At 63.0% G+C, this 15375-nt stretch carries 13 protein-coding genes and 1 tRNA gene; 12 read left to right on the top strand and 2 right to left on the bottom strand.

Features of this window, described 5'->3' with window-relative positions; all coding sequences use genetic code 11:
• The first annotated feature begins 107 nt into the window (after nucleotides 1-107).
• From cysS to BG57_RS00260, 7 genes are all read left to right on the top strand, one after another.
• Complete coding sequence (gene cysS, locus BG57_RS00290) at nucleotides 108-1505, top strand: cysteine--tRNA ligase (RefSeq protein ID WP_035959411.1); 1398 nt, start codon at nucleotides 108-110, stop codon at nucleotides 1503-1505.
• 47 nt (nucleotides 1506-1552) lie between these two features.
• Nucleotides 1553-2593: a DNA-3-methyladenine glycosylase family protein gene (locus BG57_RS00285; protein WP_035959410.1), complete on the top strand. Its 1041-nt coding sequence runs from the start codon at nucleotides 1553-1555 to the stop codon at nucleotides 2591-2593.
• Between the two features lie 127 nt (nucleotides 2594-2720).
• On the top strand, nucleotides 2721-3692 hold the full coding sequence (locus tag BG57_RS00280; protein ID WP_035959409.1) for an acetyl-CoA carboxylase carboxyltransferase subunit alpha: 972 nt from the start codon (nucleotides 2721-2723) through the stop codon (nucleotides 3690-3692).
• Nucleotides 3693-3720: 28 nt separating this feature from the next.
• Entirely contained in the window at nucleotides 3721-5157 is a 1437-nt protein-coding gene (gene tilS, locus BG57_RS00275) for a tRNA lysidine(34) synthetase TilS (RefSeq protein ID WP_035959408.1), read from the top strand.
• A gap of 323 nt (nucleotides 5158-5480) precedes the next feature.
• Nucleotides 5481-6731: an aspartate kinase gene (locus BG57_RS00270; RefSeq protein ID WP_035959406.1), complete on the top strand. Its 1251-nt coding sequence runs from the start codon at nucleotides 5481-5483 to the stop codon at nucleotides 6729-6731.
• Nucleotides 6732-6881: 150 nt separating this feature from the next.
• A tRNA-Ser gene (locus BG57_RS00265) sits at nucleotides 6882-6974 on the top strand.
• 523 nt (nucleotides 6975-7497) lie between these two features.
• On the top strand, nucleotides 7498-7998 hold the full coding sequence (locus tag BG57_RS00260; RefSeq protein ID WP_035959820.1) for a porin family protein: 501 nt from the start codon (nucleotides 7498-7500) through the stop codon (nucleotides 7996-7998).
• Nucleotides 7999-8078: 80 nt separating this feature from the next.
• Here BG57_RS00260 and loiP read toward each other — a convergent pair whose 3' ends face one another.
• On the bottom strand, nucleotides 8079-8849 hold the full coding sequence (gene loiP, locus BG57_RS00255; RefSeq protein ID WP_035959405.1) for a metalloprotease LoiP: 771 nt from the start codon (nucleotides 8847-8849) through the stop codon (nucleotides 8079-8081).
• 352 nt (nucleotides 8850-9201) lie between these two features.
• Between loiP and BG57_RS00250 the strand changes: the two genes are divergently transcribed.
• Entirely contained in the window at nucleotides 9202-9540 is a 339-nt protein-coding gene (locus tag BG57_RS00250; RefSeq protein ID WP_035959404.1) for a hypothetical protein, read from the top strand.
• A 228-nt stretch (nucleotides 9541-9768) separates the two neighbouring features.
• Nucleotides 9769-10113 carry a hypothetical protein gene (locus tag BG57_RS00245; protein ID WP_035959403.1) on the top strand — a complete coding sequence of 115 codons (345 nt, stop codon included), beginning with the start codon at nucleotides 9769-9771 and terminating at the stop codon, nucleotides 10111-10113.
• A 93-nt stretch (nucleotides 10114-10206) separates the two neighbouring features.
• On the opposite strand, the gene fabI is transcribed toward BG57_RS00245, so the two are convergent.
• Complete coding sequence (fabI, locus tag BG57_RS00240) at nucleotides 10207-10998, bottom strand: enoyl-ACP reductase FabI (RefSeq protein WP_035959402.1); 792 nt, start codon at nucleotides 10996-10998, stop codon at nucleotides 10207-10209.
• Between the two features lie 335 nt (nucleotides 10999-11333).
• On the opposite strand from fabI, the gene BG57_RS00235 reads away from it, so the two are divergent.
• Genes BG57_RS00235 through BG57_RS00225 form a run of 3 tightly spaced genes read left to right on the top strand, consistent with a single transcriptional unit; the run spans nucleotide 11334 to nucleotide 15343 of the window.
• A complete protein-coding gene (locus BG57_RS00235; protein WP_035959819.1) occupies nucleotides 11334-13166 on the top strand; it encodes an extracellular solute-binding protein in 1833 nt (610 codons plus the stop codon).
• Between the two features lie 12 nt (nucleotides 13167-13178).
• Nucleotides 13179-14228, top strand: a complete 1050-nt coding sequence (locus BG57_RS00230) for a microcin C ABC transporter permease YejB (RefSeq protein ID WP_035959401.1) — start codon at nucleotides 13179-13181, stop codon at nucleotides 14226-14228.
• A 2-nt stretch (nucleotides 14229-14230) separates the two neighbouring features.
• The gene (locus BG57_RS00225) at nucleotides 14231-15343 is read left to right on the top strand and encodes an ABC transporter permease (protein WP_035959400.1); all 1113 of its coding nucleotides are present in this window, start codon (nucleotides 14231-14233) and stop codon (nucleotides 15341-15343) included.
• Nucleotides 15344-15375: the final 32 nt, after the last annotated feature.

The raw sequence follows: 15375 nt of genomic DNA, 5'->3' as shown, positions 1-15375 counted from the left end.
CTGACCGTCGTGTTCGCGCTCGCGTGTGCGTGTCATCCGTTACCGCCAGCATCGAGCACGTCACCTCGTCGACAACGCACGGTGTTCCGGTACACGCACTGCCCTCTATGAATTCGCTGCGCATCTACAACACGCTCGCGCGTGACAAGCAACCCTTTACGCCGCTTCGCCCCGGCGAGGTACGCATGTACGTCTGCGGAATGACCGTCTATGACTACTGTCACATCGGTCATGCGCGCGTGATGGTCGTGTTCGATGTCGTGCAGCGATGGCTGCGCACGATCGGCTACAAGGTCACGTTCGTGCAGAACATCACGGACGTCGACGACAAGATCATTCGCCGCGCCGTCGAGAACAACGAGCCGATCAAGTCGCTCACGCAGCGCTTCATCCAGGCGATGCACGAAGACGCCGATGCACTCGGCGTCGCGCGCCCGGACCTCGAGCCGCGCGCCACCGACTACATCCCGCAGATGCTCGGCATGATCGATGCGTTGCAGGCGAACGGCTACGCGTATCACGCGAAGGACGGCGACGTGAATTACGCGGTGCGCAAGTTCGCGGGCTACGGCAAGCTCTCGGGCAAGTCGCTCGAAGACCTGCGCGCGGGCGAGCGCGTTGCTGCGAACGATGCCAAGGAAGACCCGCTCGACTTCGTGTTGTGGAAGCATTCGAAGGAGGGCGAGCCTGCCGATTCAGGCTGGGACTCGAAGTGGGGACGCGGCCGTCCGGGATGGCATATCGAATGTTCGGCGATGGCCTGCACCTTGCTCGGCGAACAGTTCGACATTCACGGCGGCGGTCAGGACCTGCAGTTTCCGCATCACGAGAACGAGATTGCGCAGAGCGAAGGCGCGACCGGCAAGACGTTCGTGAACTACTGGATGCATAACGGCTTCGTGCAGATCGACAGCGAGAAGATGTCGAAGTCGCTCGGCAACTTCTTCACGATCCGTGAAGTGCTGGCCAAGTTCGATGCCGAGGTCGTGCGCTTTTTCATCGCGCGTGCGCACTATCGTTCGCCGCTCAACTACAGCGACGTGCATATCGACGATGCAAGGAACGCCTTGACTCGCCTATATACCGCGCTGAAAGATGTCGAGCCGGACAATCAGCAACTTGACTGGAATGAGGCGAACGCGCAGCGTTTCCAGTCTGCGATGAACGACGACTTCAACACGCCAGTGGCCGTGTCCGTGCTGTTCGATCTCGCAAGCGAAGTGAACCGCACGCGCGAGCCGGCGCTCGCTCGCCAGCTGAAGGGTCTGGGCCAGGTGCTCGGGCTTCTCGGGCGTGAGCCGCGTGCGTTCCTGCAACAGGCGGCGGGCACGGAGGCAGCGGACGGACTGTCGCCGCAGGAGATCGAAGCGAAGATCGCCGAGCGCATCGCCGCCAAGCAGGCGAAAGATTATGCCGAAGCAGACCGGATTCGCGCCGCATTGCTCGAAGCTGGTATTGCGCTTGAAGACAAACCGGGTGGGTCGACCGAATGGCGCCGCGTGTGATCGCGAACCTTCGAACCCTCTGATCGACTCGCCAGGCAGGAGGCAAGATGGCAACGGCCAGGAAGACGCCGGTCAAGCGACCCGCGTCAGGAAGCGCCGCGTCGCCCGCAACGAAGCGCGCGCGCGGTGCGCAACCGGAATCGACGACGCAGAAGAGCAATGGTGCAACGACGGCGACGGCCCGCAAGACCGCGGCCAAACGCGCGATCTCGCTGCGTGCGGCGAGCGACAGCGTAAGCAGCGCGCGGCGCGGCAACGGCGAGGATGTATCCGCGCGTGCGTCGAAGCCGCGCACCGTGGAAGCGGAAGCGCAGCCGGCGAAGGGCAATGGCCGCGCTGTCGCGGCCGATGCCGCCAACGCACAGGCGCTCGTCGCCGACAAGGAGCACGGCGAAGTCGTGCGCAAGTCGCGCGTCGTCACGGCGGATGCCGAGGTATCCGTGCAGGTCGGCGGCCTGACGCGCGAAGCCACGCGTCCTGACTATTGGGACAAGGCATGCGCCGATCTGATGAAGCGCGACCGTATCCTCAAGAAACTGATTCCGAAGTTCGGCGAGATCCATCTCGTCAATCTCGGCGATCCCTTCTCGACGCTCGCACGGTCGGTTGCCGGGCAGCAGATTTCGGTGAAGGCCGCGCAAGCCATCTGGGAGCGCGTGAAGACCGCGTGTCCGGAAGTCGTGCCCGCGCAGTTCATCAAGCTCGGGCCGGAGAAGCTTCAGGCGTGTGGACTGTCGAAGCGCAAGACCGAATACATCCTGGATCTCGCGCAGCATTTCGTGTCGGGCGTGCTGCATGTCGACACGTGGGCGTCGATGGACGACGAAGCCGTCATCGCCGAGCTGACGCAGATTCGCGGCATCGGCCGATGGACGGCGGAGATGTTCCTCATCTTCAATCTGTCGCGCCCGGACGTCCTGCCGCTCGACGACCTGGGCCTGATTCAGGCGATCAGCGTCAATTACTTCAGCGGCGAACCCGTCACGCGCAGCGAAGCGCGTGAAGTCGCGGCGAACTGGGAGCCGTGGCGTACGGTCGCGACGTGGTACATGTGGCGCAGCCTCAACCCGATTCCCGCAGACCACTGATTTCCCACAGCAATTAGCGCGCTATCGTTGCTTTATAATCGATAGCTTCCGCGCGTATTTATCAGGGACGGACGCGGTTAGAATAGACGCCCCTGCGCCCTGCCCGTTGTTCCTAGGACTCGAACACATGAAGACCACGTTTCTGGATTTCGAGCAGCCGATCGCTGAACTCGAAGCGAAGATCGAAGAACTCCGCTTCGTTCAGGACGATTCCGCTGTCGACATCTCGGAAGAAATCGAGCGGCTCTCCAAGAAGAGCCAGCAGCTCACGAAGGATCTCTACGCCAACCTGTCTCCGTGGCAGGTTTCGCAGATCGCGCGTCACCCGCAGCGTCCGTACACGCTCGACTACGTGAACGAGCTGTTCACCGACTTCCATGAACTGCATGGGGATCGTTCATTCGCCGATGACCTCGCGATCGTCGGCGGCTTCGCGCGTTTCAACGGCCAGCCGTGCATGGTGATCGGCCATCAGAAGGGCCGCGACACGAAAGAGCGGGCGCTGCGCAACTTCGGCATGCCGCGTCCGGAAGGCTATCGCAAGGCCGAGCGGCTCATGCGTCTCGCCGAGAAGTTCGGCATGCCGATCTTCACGTTCGTCGATACGCCGGGCGCGTATCCGGGCATCGGCGCGGAAGAGCGCGGACAGTCGGAAGCGATCGGACGCAATCTTTACGTGATGGCGGAACTCAAGACGCCGATCATTACGACGATCATCGGCGAAGGCGGTTCGGGCGGCGCGCTGGCCATCGCCGTCGCCGATACGGTGATGATGCTGCAATTCTCCACGTACTCCGTGATCTCGCCGGAAGGCTGCGCGTCCATTCTGTGGAAGAGCGCGGCGAAGGCGCCGGAAGCGGCCGAAGCGCTCGGCTTGACGGCGCATCGCCTGAAGGCTCTCGGACTCGTCGACAAGATCGTGAACGAGCCGCTCGGCGGCGCGCATCGCGATCCGAAGGGCATGGCTGCGATGCTGCGCCGCGCGCTCGCGGATTCGCTGCGCCAGTTCCAGGGCATGAGCGTGCAGGAATTGCGCGATCGCCGTTTCGACAAGCTGATGGCCTACGGCAAGTTCAAGGAATCGCTGCCCGGCGCATGAGCGGGCCTTCTCTCTTTCACGTGTCCTCGTGATCTCCGATACCGACACCCCGGCCGGCCGCCTCGTTCTCGAGGCGGTGCGCGCTGCGGTGTCGGATGCCGCGCTGCCCTCCGATGCGCGGCTCGCCGTCGCGCTGAGCGGCGGTCTCGATTCCACCGTTCTCGTCGATGCCGCAGTGCGCTGTTTCGGCGCGGCGCGCGTCGTGGCGCTGCACGTTCATCACGGCCTGAGCCCGAACGCCGATGCGTGGGCCGCACATTGCGCCGCCTTCGCTGCGTCGCTCGATGTGCGCCATGCGTCGCGCCACGTCGAGGTGATGCGTTCGGGCGGCGAGAGCCTCGAAGCCGCCGCCCGCGATGCGCGTTACCGCGCGCTCGACGACATGTGCGATGAAGCGGGCGCGTCGGCGCTGCTGATTGCGCATCACGCCGACGATCAGGCCGAGACGGTGCTGCTGCAGTTGTTGCGCGGCGCGGGCGTCGCGGGTCTCGCCGCGATGGCCCCGCAGCGTCTCGATGGCGCGACGCCGCGCCTGCGCCCGCTGTTGCGGCTCTTGCGTGCGCAACTGGAGCAATACGCGCACGAGCGCGATCTCACCTGGATCGACGACGAATCCAACGCCGACACCCGCTATGCGCGCAACGCGCTGCGGCATGACGTGCTGCCGGTGCTCGCCGTGCATTTCCCCGGCTTTCGCGATGCGCTCGCGCGCACGGCGTCGCATGCGGCTTCGGCGCAGCGGCTGCTGGATGACCTCGCGCGCATGGACGTCGATACGGCGCGCGGCGACGAAGAGGGCGCGCTCGCGCTCGATGCGCTGCTCGCATTCGACGACGAGCGCGCGATCAATCTGCTGCGTCACTGGATGCGCGTGTGCGGCTTGCCGGCGGCATCGACGGCGCGCAGCGCGGATATGCTGCGCCAGCTTCGGCACGCGGCGCGGGCGCGCGATGGTCACGCATTGCGCGTCGATCATGCGGGGCAGTGCCTGCGGGTGTATCGCAATGCGTTGTTCTGGGAGCAGGGCGATAGCGCCGATGCGCCCGATCTCGATCAGGGCGCGGCCATCGCGCGAGCGCCCGGCGAGTTGCGCTGGCAAGGCGATGAGGTCTGGCGCTTGCCGCACTGGCGGGGATCGTTCGTGTTCGAGCCCGTCGATGCGCCCGGCGCCGATGTGATCGCGGAAGGTTTGCTGCGCGCGGCGCCGCTGGTCGCGCGTTCGCGGGCGGGCGGCGAGCGGATGCGCCTCGCGGCCGATGCGCCGAGCCGCACGCTCAAGAACCTGTTTCAGGAGCGCGGGGTGCCGGCGTGGAAACGCGATGTCCCGTTGCTCTTCATCCGCGATGCGCTGCTGTTCGTGCCGTGCATCGGCGTGAATCGTGAAGTCGCGCCGGAGGTCGGACCGGACAGCGCGAACGCTCCGTTACGCCGCATCGTGTGGCGGCCGGACCTGCTGCTGGCCTGAAGCGGCGACGTTGCGCGCGAGCCGGTAAAATGACCTTCGCAAGCGTGCAATCTTGTAATTTCGGCCTCGATCGGGTACCGTAGCTCGCTTGCCCGCCACGCGCTTTGCGCAGCATCTCCGTTCAAAAGACGCGAATTTCGCCTGCAAACGCGCGCCCTTGACGCACCTCTTGAGCACACTTGCGTGAGTTCTGACCGCAAGGCGGGCATGCGGCGCATCCCGCGTATCGTTGCTGGCTTCATCCATCCCCGAAGCGGTCGAGCAACGCACAGCACCTTGCATTGAGCGCGTCAGCGCGTGTTTCCCTTCTGTTCAAAACGACAATGGCACTCATCGTACACAAATACGGCGGCACTTCGATGGGCTCGGTCGAGCGCATCAAGAACGTCGCCAAGCGCGTCGCCAAATGGCACAAGGCCGGCCACAAGATGGTCGTCGTGCCGTCGGCGATGTCCGGCGAAACGAATCGCTTGCTCGGCCTCGCAAAAGACATCACGGCGAACCCGGACCCGCGCGAACTCGACATGATTGCCTCCACGGGCGAGCAGGTCAGCGTCGGCCTTCTGGCCATCGCGCTGCACGCCGAAGGTCTCGACGCCGTGAGTTATGCCGGCTGGCAAGTGCCGATCAAGACGGACAGCGCGTTCACCAAGGCGCGCATCAGTGAAATCGACGGTGAGCGCGTGCTCAACGATCTCGACGCGGGCAAGGTCGTGGTCATCACGGGCTTCCAGGGCGTCGATCCGGAAGGCCACATCGCGACCCTCGGACGGGGCGGCTCGGACACGTCGGCGGTCGCGATCGCGGCGGCGCTGAAGGCCGACGAATGCCTCATCTACACGGACGTCGACGGCGTGTATACGACCGACCCGCGCGTCGTCGACGATGCGCGCCGGCTCGACCGCGTGACCTTCGAAGAGATGCTGGAGATGGCGAGTCTCGGCTCAAAGGTCCTGCAAATCCGCTCGGTGGAATTCGCCGGCAAGTATCAGGTGAAGACGCGTGTGCTTTCCAGCCTGACCGACCCGCTGATGGCGCTCGAGGAAGAGATGCACTCGGGCACCCTGATTACTTTTGAAGAAGACAAGAACATGGAAAAAGCAGTGATTTCTGGCATCGCGTTCCAGCGCGACGAAGCGCGCATCGCGGTCATGGGCGTGCCCGACAAGCCGGGCGTCGCGTATCAGATTCTCGGGCCGGTGGCCGATGCGAACATCGACATCGACATGATCATCCAGAACCAGAGCGTGAACGGCAAGACCGACTTCACGTTCACGGTCGGCCGCGGCGACTATCAGCGCGCACTCGAAATCCTGAACGGTCAGGTCAAGGGCCACGTGCAGGCGGAGACGGTGCTGGGCGACCCGAAGGTGTCGAAGGTGTCGGTGGTGGGCGTCGGCATGCGTTCGCACGTGGGCATCGCGAGCACGATGTTCCGCACGCTGTCGGAAGAGGGCATCAACATCCAGATGATCTCGACTTCTGAAATCAAGATCTCGGTGCTGATCGACGAAAAATACACCGAGCTGGCGGTGCGCGCGCTGCACAAGGCATTCGAGCTGGATCGCGCGTAAGAAGCGCGGGCGTTTGCTCCGGTGGTTGGCGGCGGGAACATTCGCGGTCGATCCATTGGAAAAAATCGTCATGTGAATTTGACCACTGCCGGGGAACACGCTATTATCTCGATCTCGTTGCACTGCACTCCCGGTGCGACGAAAAGTTTGGGAGACGTGGCCGAGAGGTCGAAGGCACTCCCCTGCTAAGGGAGCATCTGGCTAAAAACTGGATCGAGGGTTCGAATCCCTCCGTCTCCGCCAGTGGTAGGAAGAAAAGCCCCGCAAGGTTTGCGCCTTGCGGGGCTTTTTGTTTGGGCGATTCATTCGCAACCTCAGTAGCCAACGCGGCAATGGCGGCATGGCTTTCGGCAGGTCGGGGCGACGATTACCGCCAGGACGCAAGGCGCATCACCTCTGCGCGTCTGCCGATGGTTTGCCGTACTGACGGAATGTTCGTGCGGCTGCGCATGTCGTAGCGTCGCGACCCGCTCGCGATTGAACCGGAAGCGGACGATTCCGCGCAATATCTATTCTGTCGTACTAAGTAATTGCAAACGGCGCACGCACTCTAAAGTCACACGCTCATTCCGCAAGACGAGCACTTCCCCAACCGCCGACTCTGCGCCTTTTTGTTACCGCCTCGTTCCCGTCAGCCCGCTTTAAGACAAATCCGCTTCCGAAGTGAACTGTTGGAACCTAACCTCGCGCGTTGCTGTTTCTTCAGCAATCAAACGCAACGGCAGGCAAGACCGATGCACCGAGCAACAACGAGGTTCCAAACATCATGGCAAGTTTAAGAAAATTCGTCGCGCCGCTCATTATCCTGGCGCTGGGAGCGGTGACCGCACAAGCAAGCGAATTCGCTGGCCCGTACGCGGGCGCTAAGCTCGGGCTCAACTGGTCGGATGCAACCGGCCGCCACTATCAAACCGACACGCACACGACGTTCTTCCCCGGCATCACGGCCGGATATAACTTCGATGTCGAACGCTTCGTGATCGGCGTGGAAGGCTTCGCTGATTTCCACGGCGGCTCGACCACCAAGAAGGACGCGGGCATCGACGCCAAGTTCGGTATGCCGCTTCAGCAGAACATCATGCCGTATGCGCGCATCGGTTTCACGGGCACGTGGCCCGACACGCGCCTGCATTACGGCGCGGGCGTCGAGTACAAGTTCCACAAGAACTGGAGCGTGGCCGGCGAGTACACGGGCGATACCGCGAGCTACGATCAGGGGCATCGTCGCAACGATAGCCTGACTGTCGGCGTGCATTACTTCTTCTAATTGCCGACGTCTTGCGTCGCGAGCGTTGCCGCCCGCGACGCGCGTCACCGGCGGCAACGCTGCCGCCGGTCGATACTCGCTTACTTGCCCGAAGCAATGCGCTCTTCGATGTGTTTCGCACGCGAAGGCGACGACGGGTGCGAGCTCAGCATGCTCGACTTGCCGCCATCCAGCGCCGCCAGCTTCTGGAACGCCGTCACCAGACCGGCCGGGTTGTAACCCTTCTTCTTCTGCTGATCGAACGAGTAGTCGTCCGCGGCGCTTTCCTGCGACTGCGAGAACTGCGCATTGACGAACTTCTCCGACAGATCGCCGAGTTGCGAAGCCGACAGGCTCGCGACCGCGCCGCCCGCCGCCGACGCCACCGAGCGCGCCGCCGACGTCGCGTAGGCGACCTGCATCGCCTTCTTCGTATGGCCGAGCGCCACGTGACCCATCTCGTGGCCCACGACGCCGCGCACTTCGTCGTCGTTCATCAGGTCCATCAGGCCGCTATATACGCGCACGCAGCCATTGGCCATCGCCCACGCATTGACGTCCTTCGTCATGTACACCTTGTAGTTGACCGGCACGCCGTTGATGTTGTCGCCGAGTTGCTTCGAAATGTGGTTCAGGCGCTGCGTGTACTGGCTCGATGCCGGCGCGATTTTGTTCTCAGCGTCCATTTGCGCGCAGGACTTGTCGGAGAGACCGCGGACATCGCTGTCGCTCAGCGTGAGCGCGGAGGTGGCCAGTTGGCCCGACTGAAGAAGCGTGTCGGGATTCATATTGGCCACGCTGCTGCACGATGCGAGCGTGAAAACGGCGCATGCAACTGCGCTTGCGGTCAATGCCAGACGGGTGAATTTCATGGTCTGCCCTATGTTGTGAGCTGTTGTGGTTGTCAATCCGCAAACGTCGCGGACGGGCGCAATGCTCAATGGGAGTCGTGCCGTAAGCTATCCGACAATTCCGATTTTGCTGGCCGAAAGCGATGCGAAGCCAGCAGCGAACGTGAATCAGTCGCACACGGGAAGTGAAATCGATGAGCCACGGCGGAATCGCATTAGCGCGCCGTATGAGAAACGCGATACTTCAGCGTTATCTTACATTTTCGCAAGATTCTGACTCGGTAATAGGACGTTACCAAGTCGAACACTGCTCGCGCCGTTCTTCGATATAGTCCACTCGACACAACCAACACCCATCGAGGTAAGGCTTCACATGAACAAGGTATCGAAGGCTTCCGTCGCTTACGCGCTGGTCATCGGCGGTCTGATGTCGTCCGGTGCGGCGATGGCGGGAGTTTCCGTAGGCGTGAACATCGGGATTCCGGCGCCTGTGTACGTCGCGCCCGCGCCCATGTACGCGCCGCCTCCGCCGCCCGTCGTTTATGCGCCGCCTCCCGCGCCGATCTACGCGCAGCCGGCCATCGTCATCGGCTGGCATGGCGATCGTTATTACGACGGACGTCGTTACTGGGATCGCGATGACTGGTATCGGCACAACGGTCGTGGCCATGCTTACGGGCATGAGAATCACGGGCATCACGGCTGGCATTGATCCCCGCGATACGATGACAAAAAAACCACCCGCGGGTGGTTTTTTCTTTCTCCGGCGTAGTCAATGCCGTGCGCGCGACCGTTGGCTGTGGCGACAGAATGTAACAAAAGGTAAGCTTTCCTCTGACGTAACGTCAGAACACGAAAGAACTTACAAAGCTGAAATATCCGCTCGAAAGCCTTTCGTTATATTTCCTGTACGCCAACACCAATAACGAGGTCCCTATCCATGAAAGCCATACTTACGGGGCGCATCCTCGCAGCCGCACTCAGTATCGTCGCGAGCGCCGCCGTCAGCACGGCACAAGCGGCGGATGTCCACGTGGGGGTCAATATCGGCACGCCCGCGCCGGTGTACGTCGTGCCGACGCCGGTCTATGCGCCGCCTCCGCCGCCCGTTGTCTATCAGGCAGCGCCGCCTCTGTTCATCGGATGGCACGACGACCGGTACTGGGACGGCCGGCGCTACTGGAATCGCGGCGACTGGGAGCGGCATCACGGTCACGGCAGGGGGCATGACAAACACGGTCATGGTCACGGCAACGGGCATGGCAACGGCCACGGACACCACTGAGCGACGGCCCTTAACGCCATCGCCTGAAGGGCAAAAGGGCCGCTCTCGCCAGGAAAGCAGCCCTTTTGTTTTAGCGGTGGCGTAGAAAAAAACTTACTCGCCGATGCCCGCCATCCCGCCGACGACCGCGTGGAAGCCGGAATCGACGTGAACGATCTCCGCGCTCACACCGCCCGCCAGATCCGACAGCAGGAACGCCGCGACATTGCCGACTTGCTCGATCGTCACGTTGCGCTTGAGCGGCGCGTTATCTTCGACGAAGTCGAGAATCTTGCCGAAGCCCTTGATACCGCTCGCAGCGAGCGTCTTGATCGGGCCGGCCGAGATGCCGTTCACGCGCACACCCTTTTCGCCGAGCGATGCCGCCAGGTAGCGCACGCTCGCCTCGAGCGACGCCTTGGCGAGGCCCATCGTGTTGTAGTTCGGAATCGCGCGTTCCGCGCCGAGATAGCTCAACGTGAGCAGGGACGCGCTGTCCGACAACATCGATTGCGCCGCCTTGGCCAGTGCCGGGAAGCTGTACGCGGAGATGTCGTGGGCGATGCGGAAGTTCTCCCGCGTCATGCCGTCGAGGAAATTTCCTGCGATCGCCTCGCGCGGCGCGAAGCCGATGGAATGCACGAGGCCGTCGAGCGTGCCCCAGCGTTCCTTCAGCGACGCGAAGAGGGCGTCGATTTCCTCGTCGCTAGCGACGTCGCACGGATAGACCATGTCGCTGCCGAACTCCGTTGCGAATTCGGTGATGCGGTCCTTGAATCGCTCGCCGACATACGTGAACGCCAGTTCCGCGCCTTCACGCTTGCAGGCTTCCGCGATGCCATAAGCGATCGAGCGGTTCGACAGCAAGCCGGTCAGCAGAATTCGTTTTCCAGCGAGAAAGCCCATGAATGCTCCTTGAATGTCAATGTCACGCGAGGCGCGCGGCGCGGCTCGATTGCGGCCGCGTTGTGCGTGCTTCGCGCAGGGTGCTGAGCGCATCGGTCCGAGGGGCGGGCAAGCATCGTGCTCACGCCTGCCATGCGCCCGAACCCGACGGCGTTTTGATTGGGTAGAATTCTCTCACATCGACACTGCGGTCCGGCTTTCTTGGAGCCATCTTCACGGCCTCACCCGCCGCGTTTTCATCGCGCCGGGGCCTCCACCGATTTCGCAAGGAACGTATGACCGGGCTGACGACGTCCGCCAAGCCGATCGCATCATCGCCCGTCTGGAGCAAGTGCATGGCGCTCGCGCTGGCGGCGTGGATCGCCTGGCATCCGGGCGGTCGGGCGCACGCGGCGCATGCCATCGCTCAATACGGCGATCCCAAATATCCGTCCGGTTTCAAGCACTTCGATTACGTCAATCCCGACGCGCCCCGCGACGGCACGCTGGTGCTCGCGAATCCCAACCGCCTCACGAGCTTCGACAAGTTCAATCCGTTCACGCTGCGCGGCAATCCCGCGCCCGGCCTCGGACTGATGTTCGAAAGCCTGACGACAGGCAGTTCCGACGAAGTCGCGAGCGCCTATTGCCTCCTTGCCGACGATATCGCCGTCGCGCCCGATGGTCTTTCGACGACCTTCCACATCAATCCGAAGGCGCGCTTCACCAATGGCGATGCGGTCACCGCGGAAGACGTCAAGTTCTCGTTCGAAACGCTCAAGAGTCCGAAAGCCGCGCCGCAGTTTTCGGTGTACTTCGGGCAGATTGCGCGCGCGGTCGTCGTCGACCGGCTGACGATCCGCTTCGAATTCAAGGTCGCGACGCGCGAAATGCCGCTGCTCGCCGGCGGGATTCCGGTGTTCTCGCGCAAATGGGGCCTGCGCCCGGACGGCACGCGCATTCCATTCGATCAACTCGCGTTCGAGAAGCCGATCGGGAGCGGCGACTATCTGATCGACAGGTTCGACAACGGCCGCACGATCACCTATAAGCGCGACCCGAACTATTGGGGCGCGTCGCTGCCGGTGCGCGTCGGCACGCACAACTTTGCGCGCATCGATTACAAGCTTTATTCCGATGCGACCGCGCGGCTCGAAGCATTCAAGGCGGGCGAATACGACGTGCTCGTCGAAAACGTCGCGCGAAGCTGGGTGCGCAGAGATATCGGCAAGCGCTTCGATAGCGGCGAACTGATCAAGCGCGAGTTTCCGCATCACAACGGCACCGGCATGCAAGGCTTCTTCATGAACCTGCGGCGGCCGCTTTTCAAGGACGTCCGCGTGCGTCAGGCGCTCGATCTCGCGCTCGACTTCGAATGGCTCAATCGCCAGTTGTTCTTCAATCAGTACAAGCGGACCGACAGCTTCTTCGTGAATACCGATCTGCAGGCGAAGGGCACGCCGGGCGAAGGCGAACTCGCGATCCTCGAACCGCTGCGCAAGAAGCTCGATCCGGCCGTCTTCGGCGAGATGCCGAAGCAACCGGACACCGATCCGCCCGGCTCGTTGCGGGCGAACCTCATTAAGGCGCGCGAGTTGCTGGCGCAGGCGGGATGGACGTATCGCGATGGCGCGCTGCGTAACGCAACGGGCCAGCCGTTCGTCTTCGAGATACTGGACGATACGGGCGGCGGGGCGTCGATGGAGCCGGTCGCCGCCGCGTTCGGCCGCAATCTGCAAAAGCTCGGCATCACGATGAATTTCCGCACCGTCGATTACGCGCTGATTCAGAAGCGCCTCGACGCGTTCGATTTCGACATGACGAGCGTGCGTCTGCCCGACGTGCAGGTGCCGGGCACCGAGCAGGTCTCGCGTTTCGCGAGCAAGCATGCGGACGAACAAGGCTCCGACAATCTCGCGGGCGTGAAGTCGCCGGCCATCGATGCGATCCTGCAAAAGGTCGTCGGTGCGCAGACGCGCGAGCAGCTCGTCGACGCGACGCATGCGCTCGATCGCGTGCTGATGCACGGCTACTATGTGGTGCCGCACTGGTACTCGGCGACGCACCGCGTTGCGTATCGCAATACGCTCGGGTATCCGTCGACGCTGCCGCTGTATTACGCGGCGGACGAGTGGGTGCTGTCGACGTGGTGGAAGCAGCCCGCTAGCGCCAGCAGCGCGGCCAAGTAGAGGACGAAGAGCATGTGGAGCTACATCGCAAAGCGCATTCTGTTGATGATCCCGACGCTCATCGGCGTGCTCACGCTCACGTTCGTTGTGATCCAGTTTGTGCCGGGCGGGCCGGTCGAGCAGGCCGTGCATGATTTGCGGCGCGGCAATGCGGAGGGCGGTGGCGGGGGCGGGGGCTTCGGCATGCGCGCGCATACCGGCGTCGATGCGCAACAGATTGCACAACTGAAGGCGCTGTACGGCTTCGACAAGCCGCCGCTCGAACGTTACCTGTCGATGCTCGGCAAGTTCGCGCGCTTCGATCTCGGCGAAAGCTACTTCCGGCATCAGAGCGTGTGGTCGCTCATCGTGTCGAAGCTGCCGGTGTCGATCAGCATCGGCTTATGGACGTTCTTCATCACCTATCTGATATCGGTGCCGCTCGGCATCGCGAAAGCGGTGAGAAACGGCTCGCGCTTCGATGTCGCGACGAGCCTCATCGTGCTGATCGGCTTCGCGATTCCAGGCTTCGTCCTCGGCGTGCTGCTGCTCGTGCTGTTCGGCGGCGGCACGTTCCTGCAACTGTTTCCGCTGCGCAATCTGACTTCGGATAACTGGGCGACGCTCTCGCTCGGCGGGAAGATCGTCGATTATCTGTGGCACATCACCTTGCCGGTGGTGGCGTCGGTGGTCGGCAGTTTCGCCATCGTCACGATGCTCACGAAGAACGCCTTCCTCGATGAAATCCGCAAGCAGTACGTGTTGACCGCGCGCGCCAAAGGCTTGTCGGAGCGGCGCGTGCTGTGGAAGCACGTGTTTCGCAACGCGCTGCTGCCGCTGATCGTCGGTTTTCCGGCGGCATTCATCGGCGCGTTCTTCACGGGCAGCCTGCTGATCGAAACGCTGTTTTCGCTCGACGGCCTCGGGCTGCTTTCGTACGAATCCGTCGTGCGGCGCGATTATCCCGTCGTGCTCGGCACGCTCTATCTCTTCACGCTGATCGGGCTCGCGACGAAGCTCATCTCGGACCTCTGCTACGTCTGGGTCGATCCGCGCATTCAATTCAAGCAACTGGAGCGCTGACTTTGAATCGAGCCGCATCGTCGCGCCGCGCCGCGACCGCCAGCGACGGCCAGCCGCTTTCGAGCGAAGTATCGATCACGCCCGGACGGCGCGTGTGGCTGCGCTTCCGGCAGAACCGGCTGGGCTACTGGAGCCTCGTGCTCTTCGTTGCGGCGTTCGTCATCAGTCTCGCCGGACCGCTGTGGTCGAACGACAAGCCGCTCGTCGTGCGCTATCAGGGGCAGTTGTACTTCCCGCTCGCGAAGACCTATCCGGAAACCACCTTCGGTGGCGACTTCCCGACGCCGGCCGATTATCTCGATCCCTTCGTGCGCGACCGCTTCAGCGCGCCCGGCAACTTTGCGGTGTATCCGCCGAATCACTATTACTACGACACGCTCAATTACTTCTCGAAGGGCTCGAACCCCGCGCCGCCTTCGCGTGAAAACTGGCTCGGCACCGATGATCGCGGCCGCGACGTGTTCGCGCGGCTCCTTTACGGCTTTCGCGTGTCGGTGCTGTTCGCGCTGGTGCTGACGGCCATCGGCACGGTGCTGGGCGTGGTGGCGGGCGCGGTGCAGGGCTTCTTCGGGGGCAGGACGGATATCGTCGGGCAGCGATTGATCGAGATCTGGAGCGCGTTGCCGGAGCTTTATCTGCTGATCATCTTCGCGTCGATTTTCGAGCCGAGTCTCGTGCTGCTCATCGTGCTGCTGTCGCTGTTCGGGTGGATCGGGCTATCGGACTACGTGCGCGCGGAGTTTTTGCGCAATCGCACGCAGGACTACGTGCGCGCCGCCCGCGCGATGGGCCTGTCTAACTGGCAGATCATCTGGCGACACGTGCTGCCCAATAGCCTGACGCCGGTCATCACGTTCCTGCCGTTCCGGATGAGCGGGGCGATTCTCGCGCTCACGAGCCTCGATTTTCTTGGCCTCGGCGTGCCGTCGCCGACGCCTTCGCTCGGCGAACTGCTCGCGCAGGGCAAAGCGAATCTGGATGCGTGGTGGATTTCGCTGTCGACCTTCGGCGTGCTCGTCGCGACGCTGCTGCTGCTCACGTTCATGGGCGACGCCCTGCGCAACGCGCTCGACACACGCATCGCGGATGCGGTGAAAGCGGGAGGCGGGCAGTGAGCGAACCGTTGCTGTCCATCGACGATCTGCGC

Origin of the sequence: Caballeronia grimmiae, assembly GCF_000698555.1 — a bacterium.
Lineage (GTDB): Bacteria > Pseudomonadota > Gammaproteobacteria > Burkholderiales > Burkholderiaceae > Caballeronia > Caballeronia grimmiae.
This window is presented reverse-complemented; position numbering and strand designations above follow the sequence as displayed.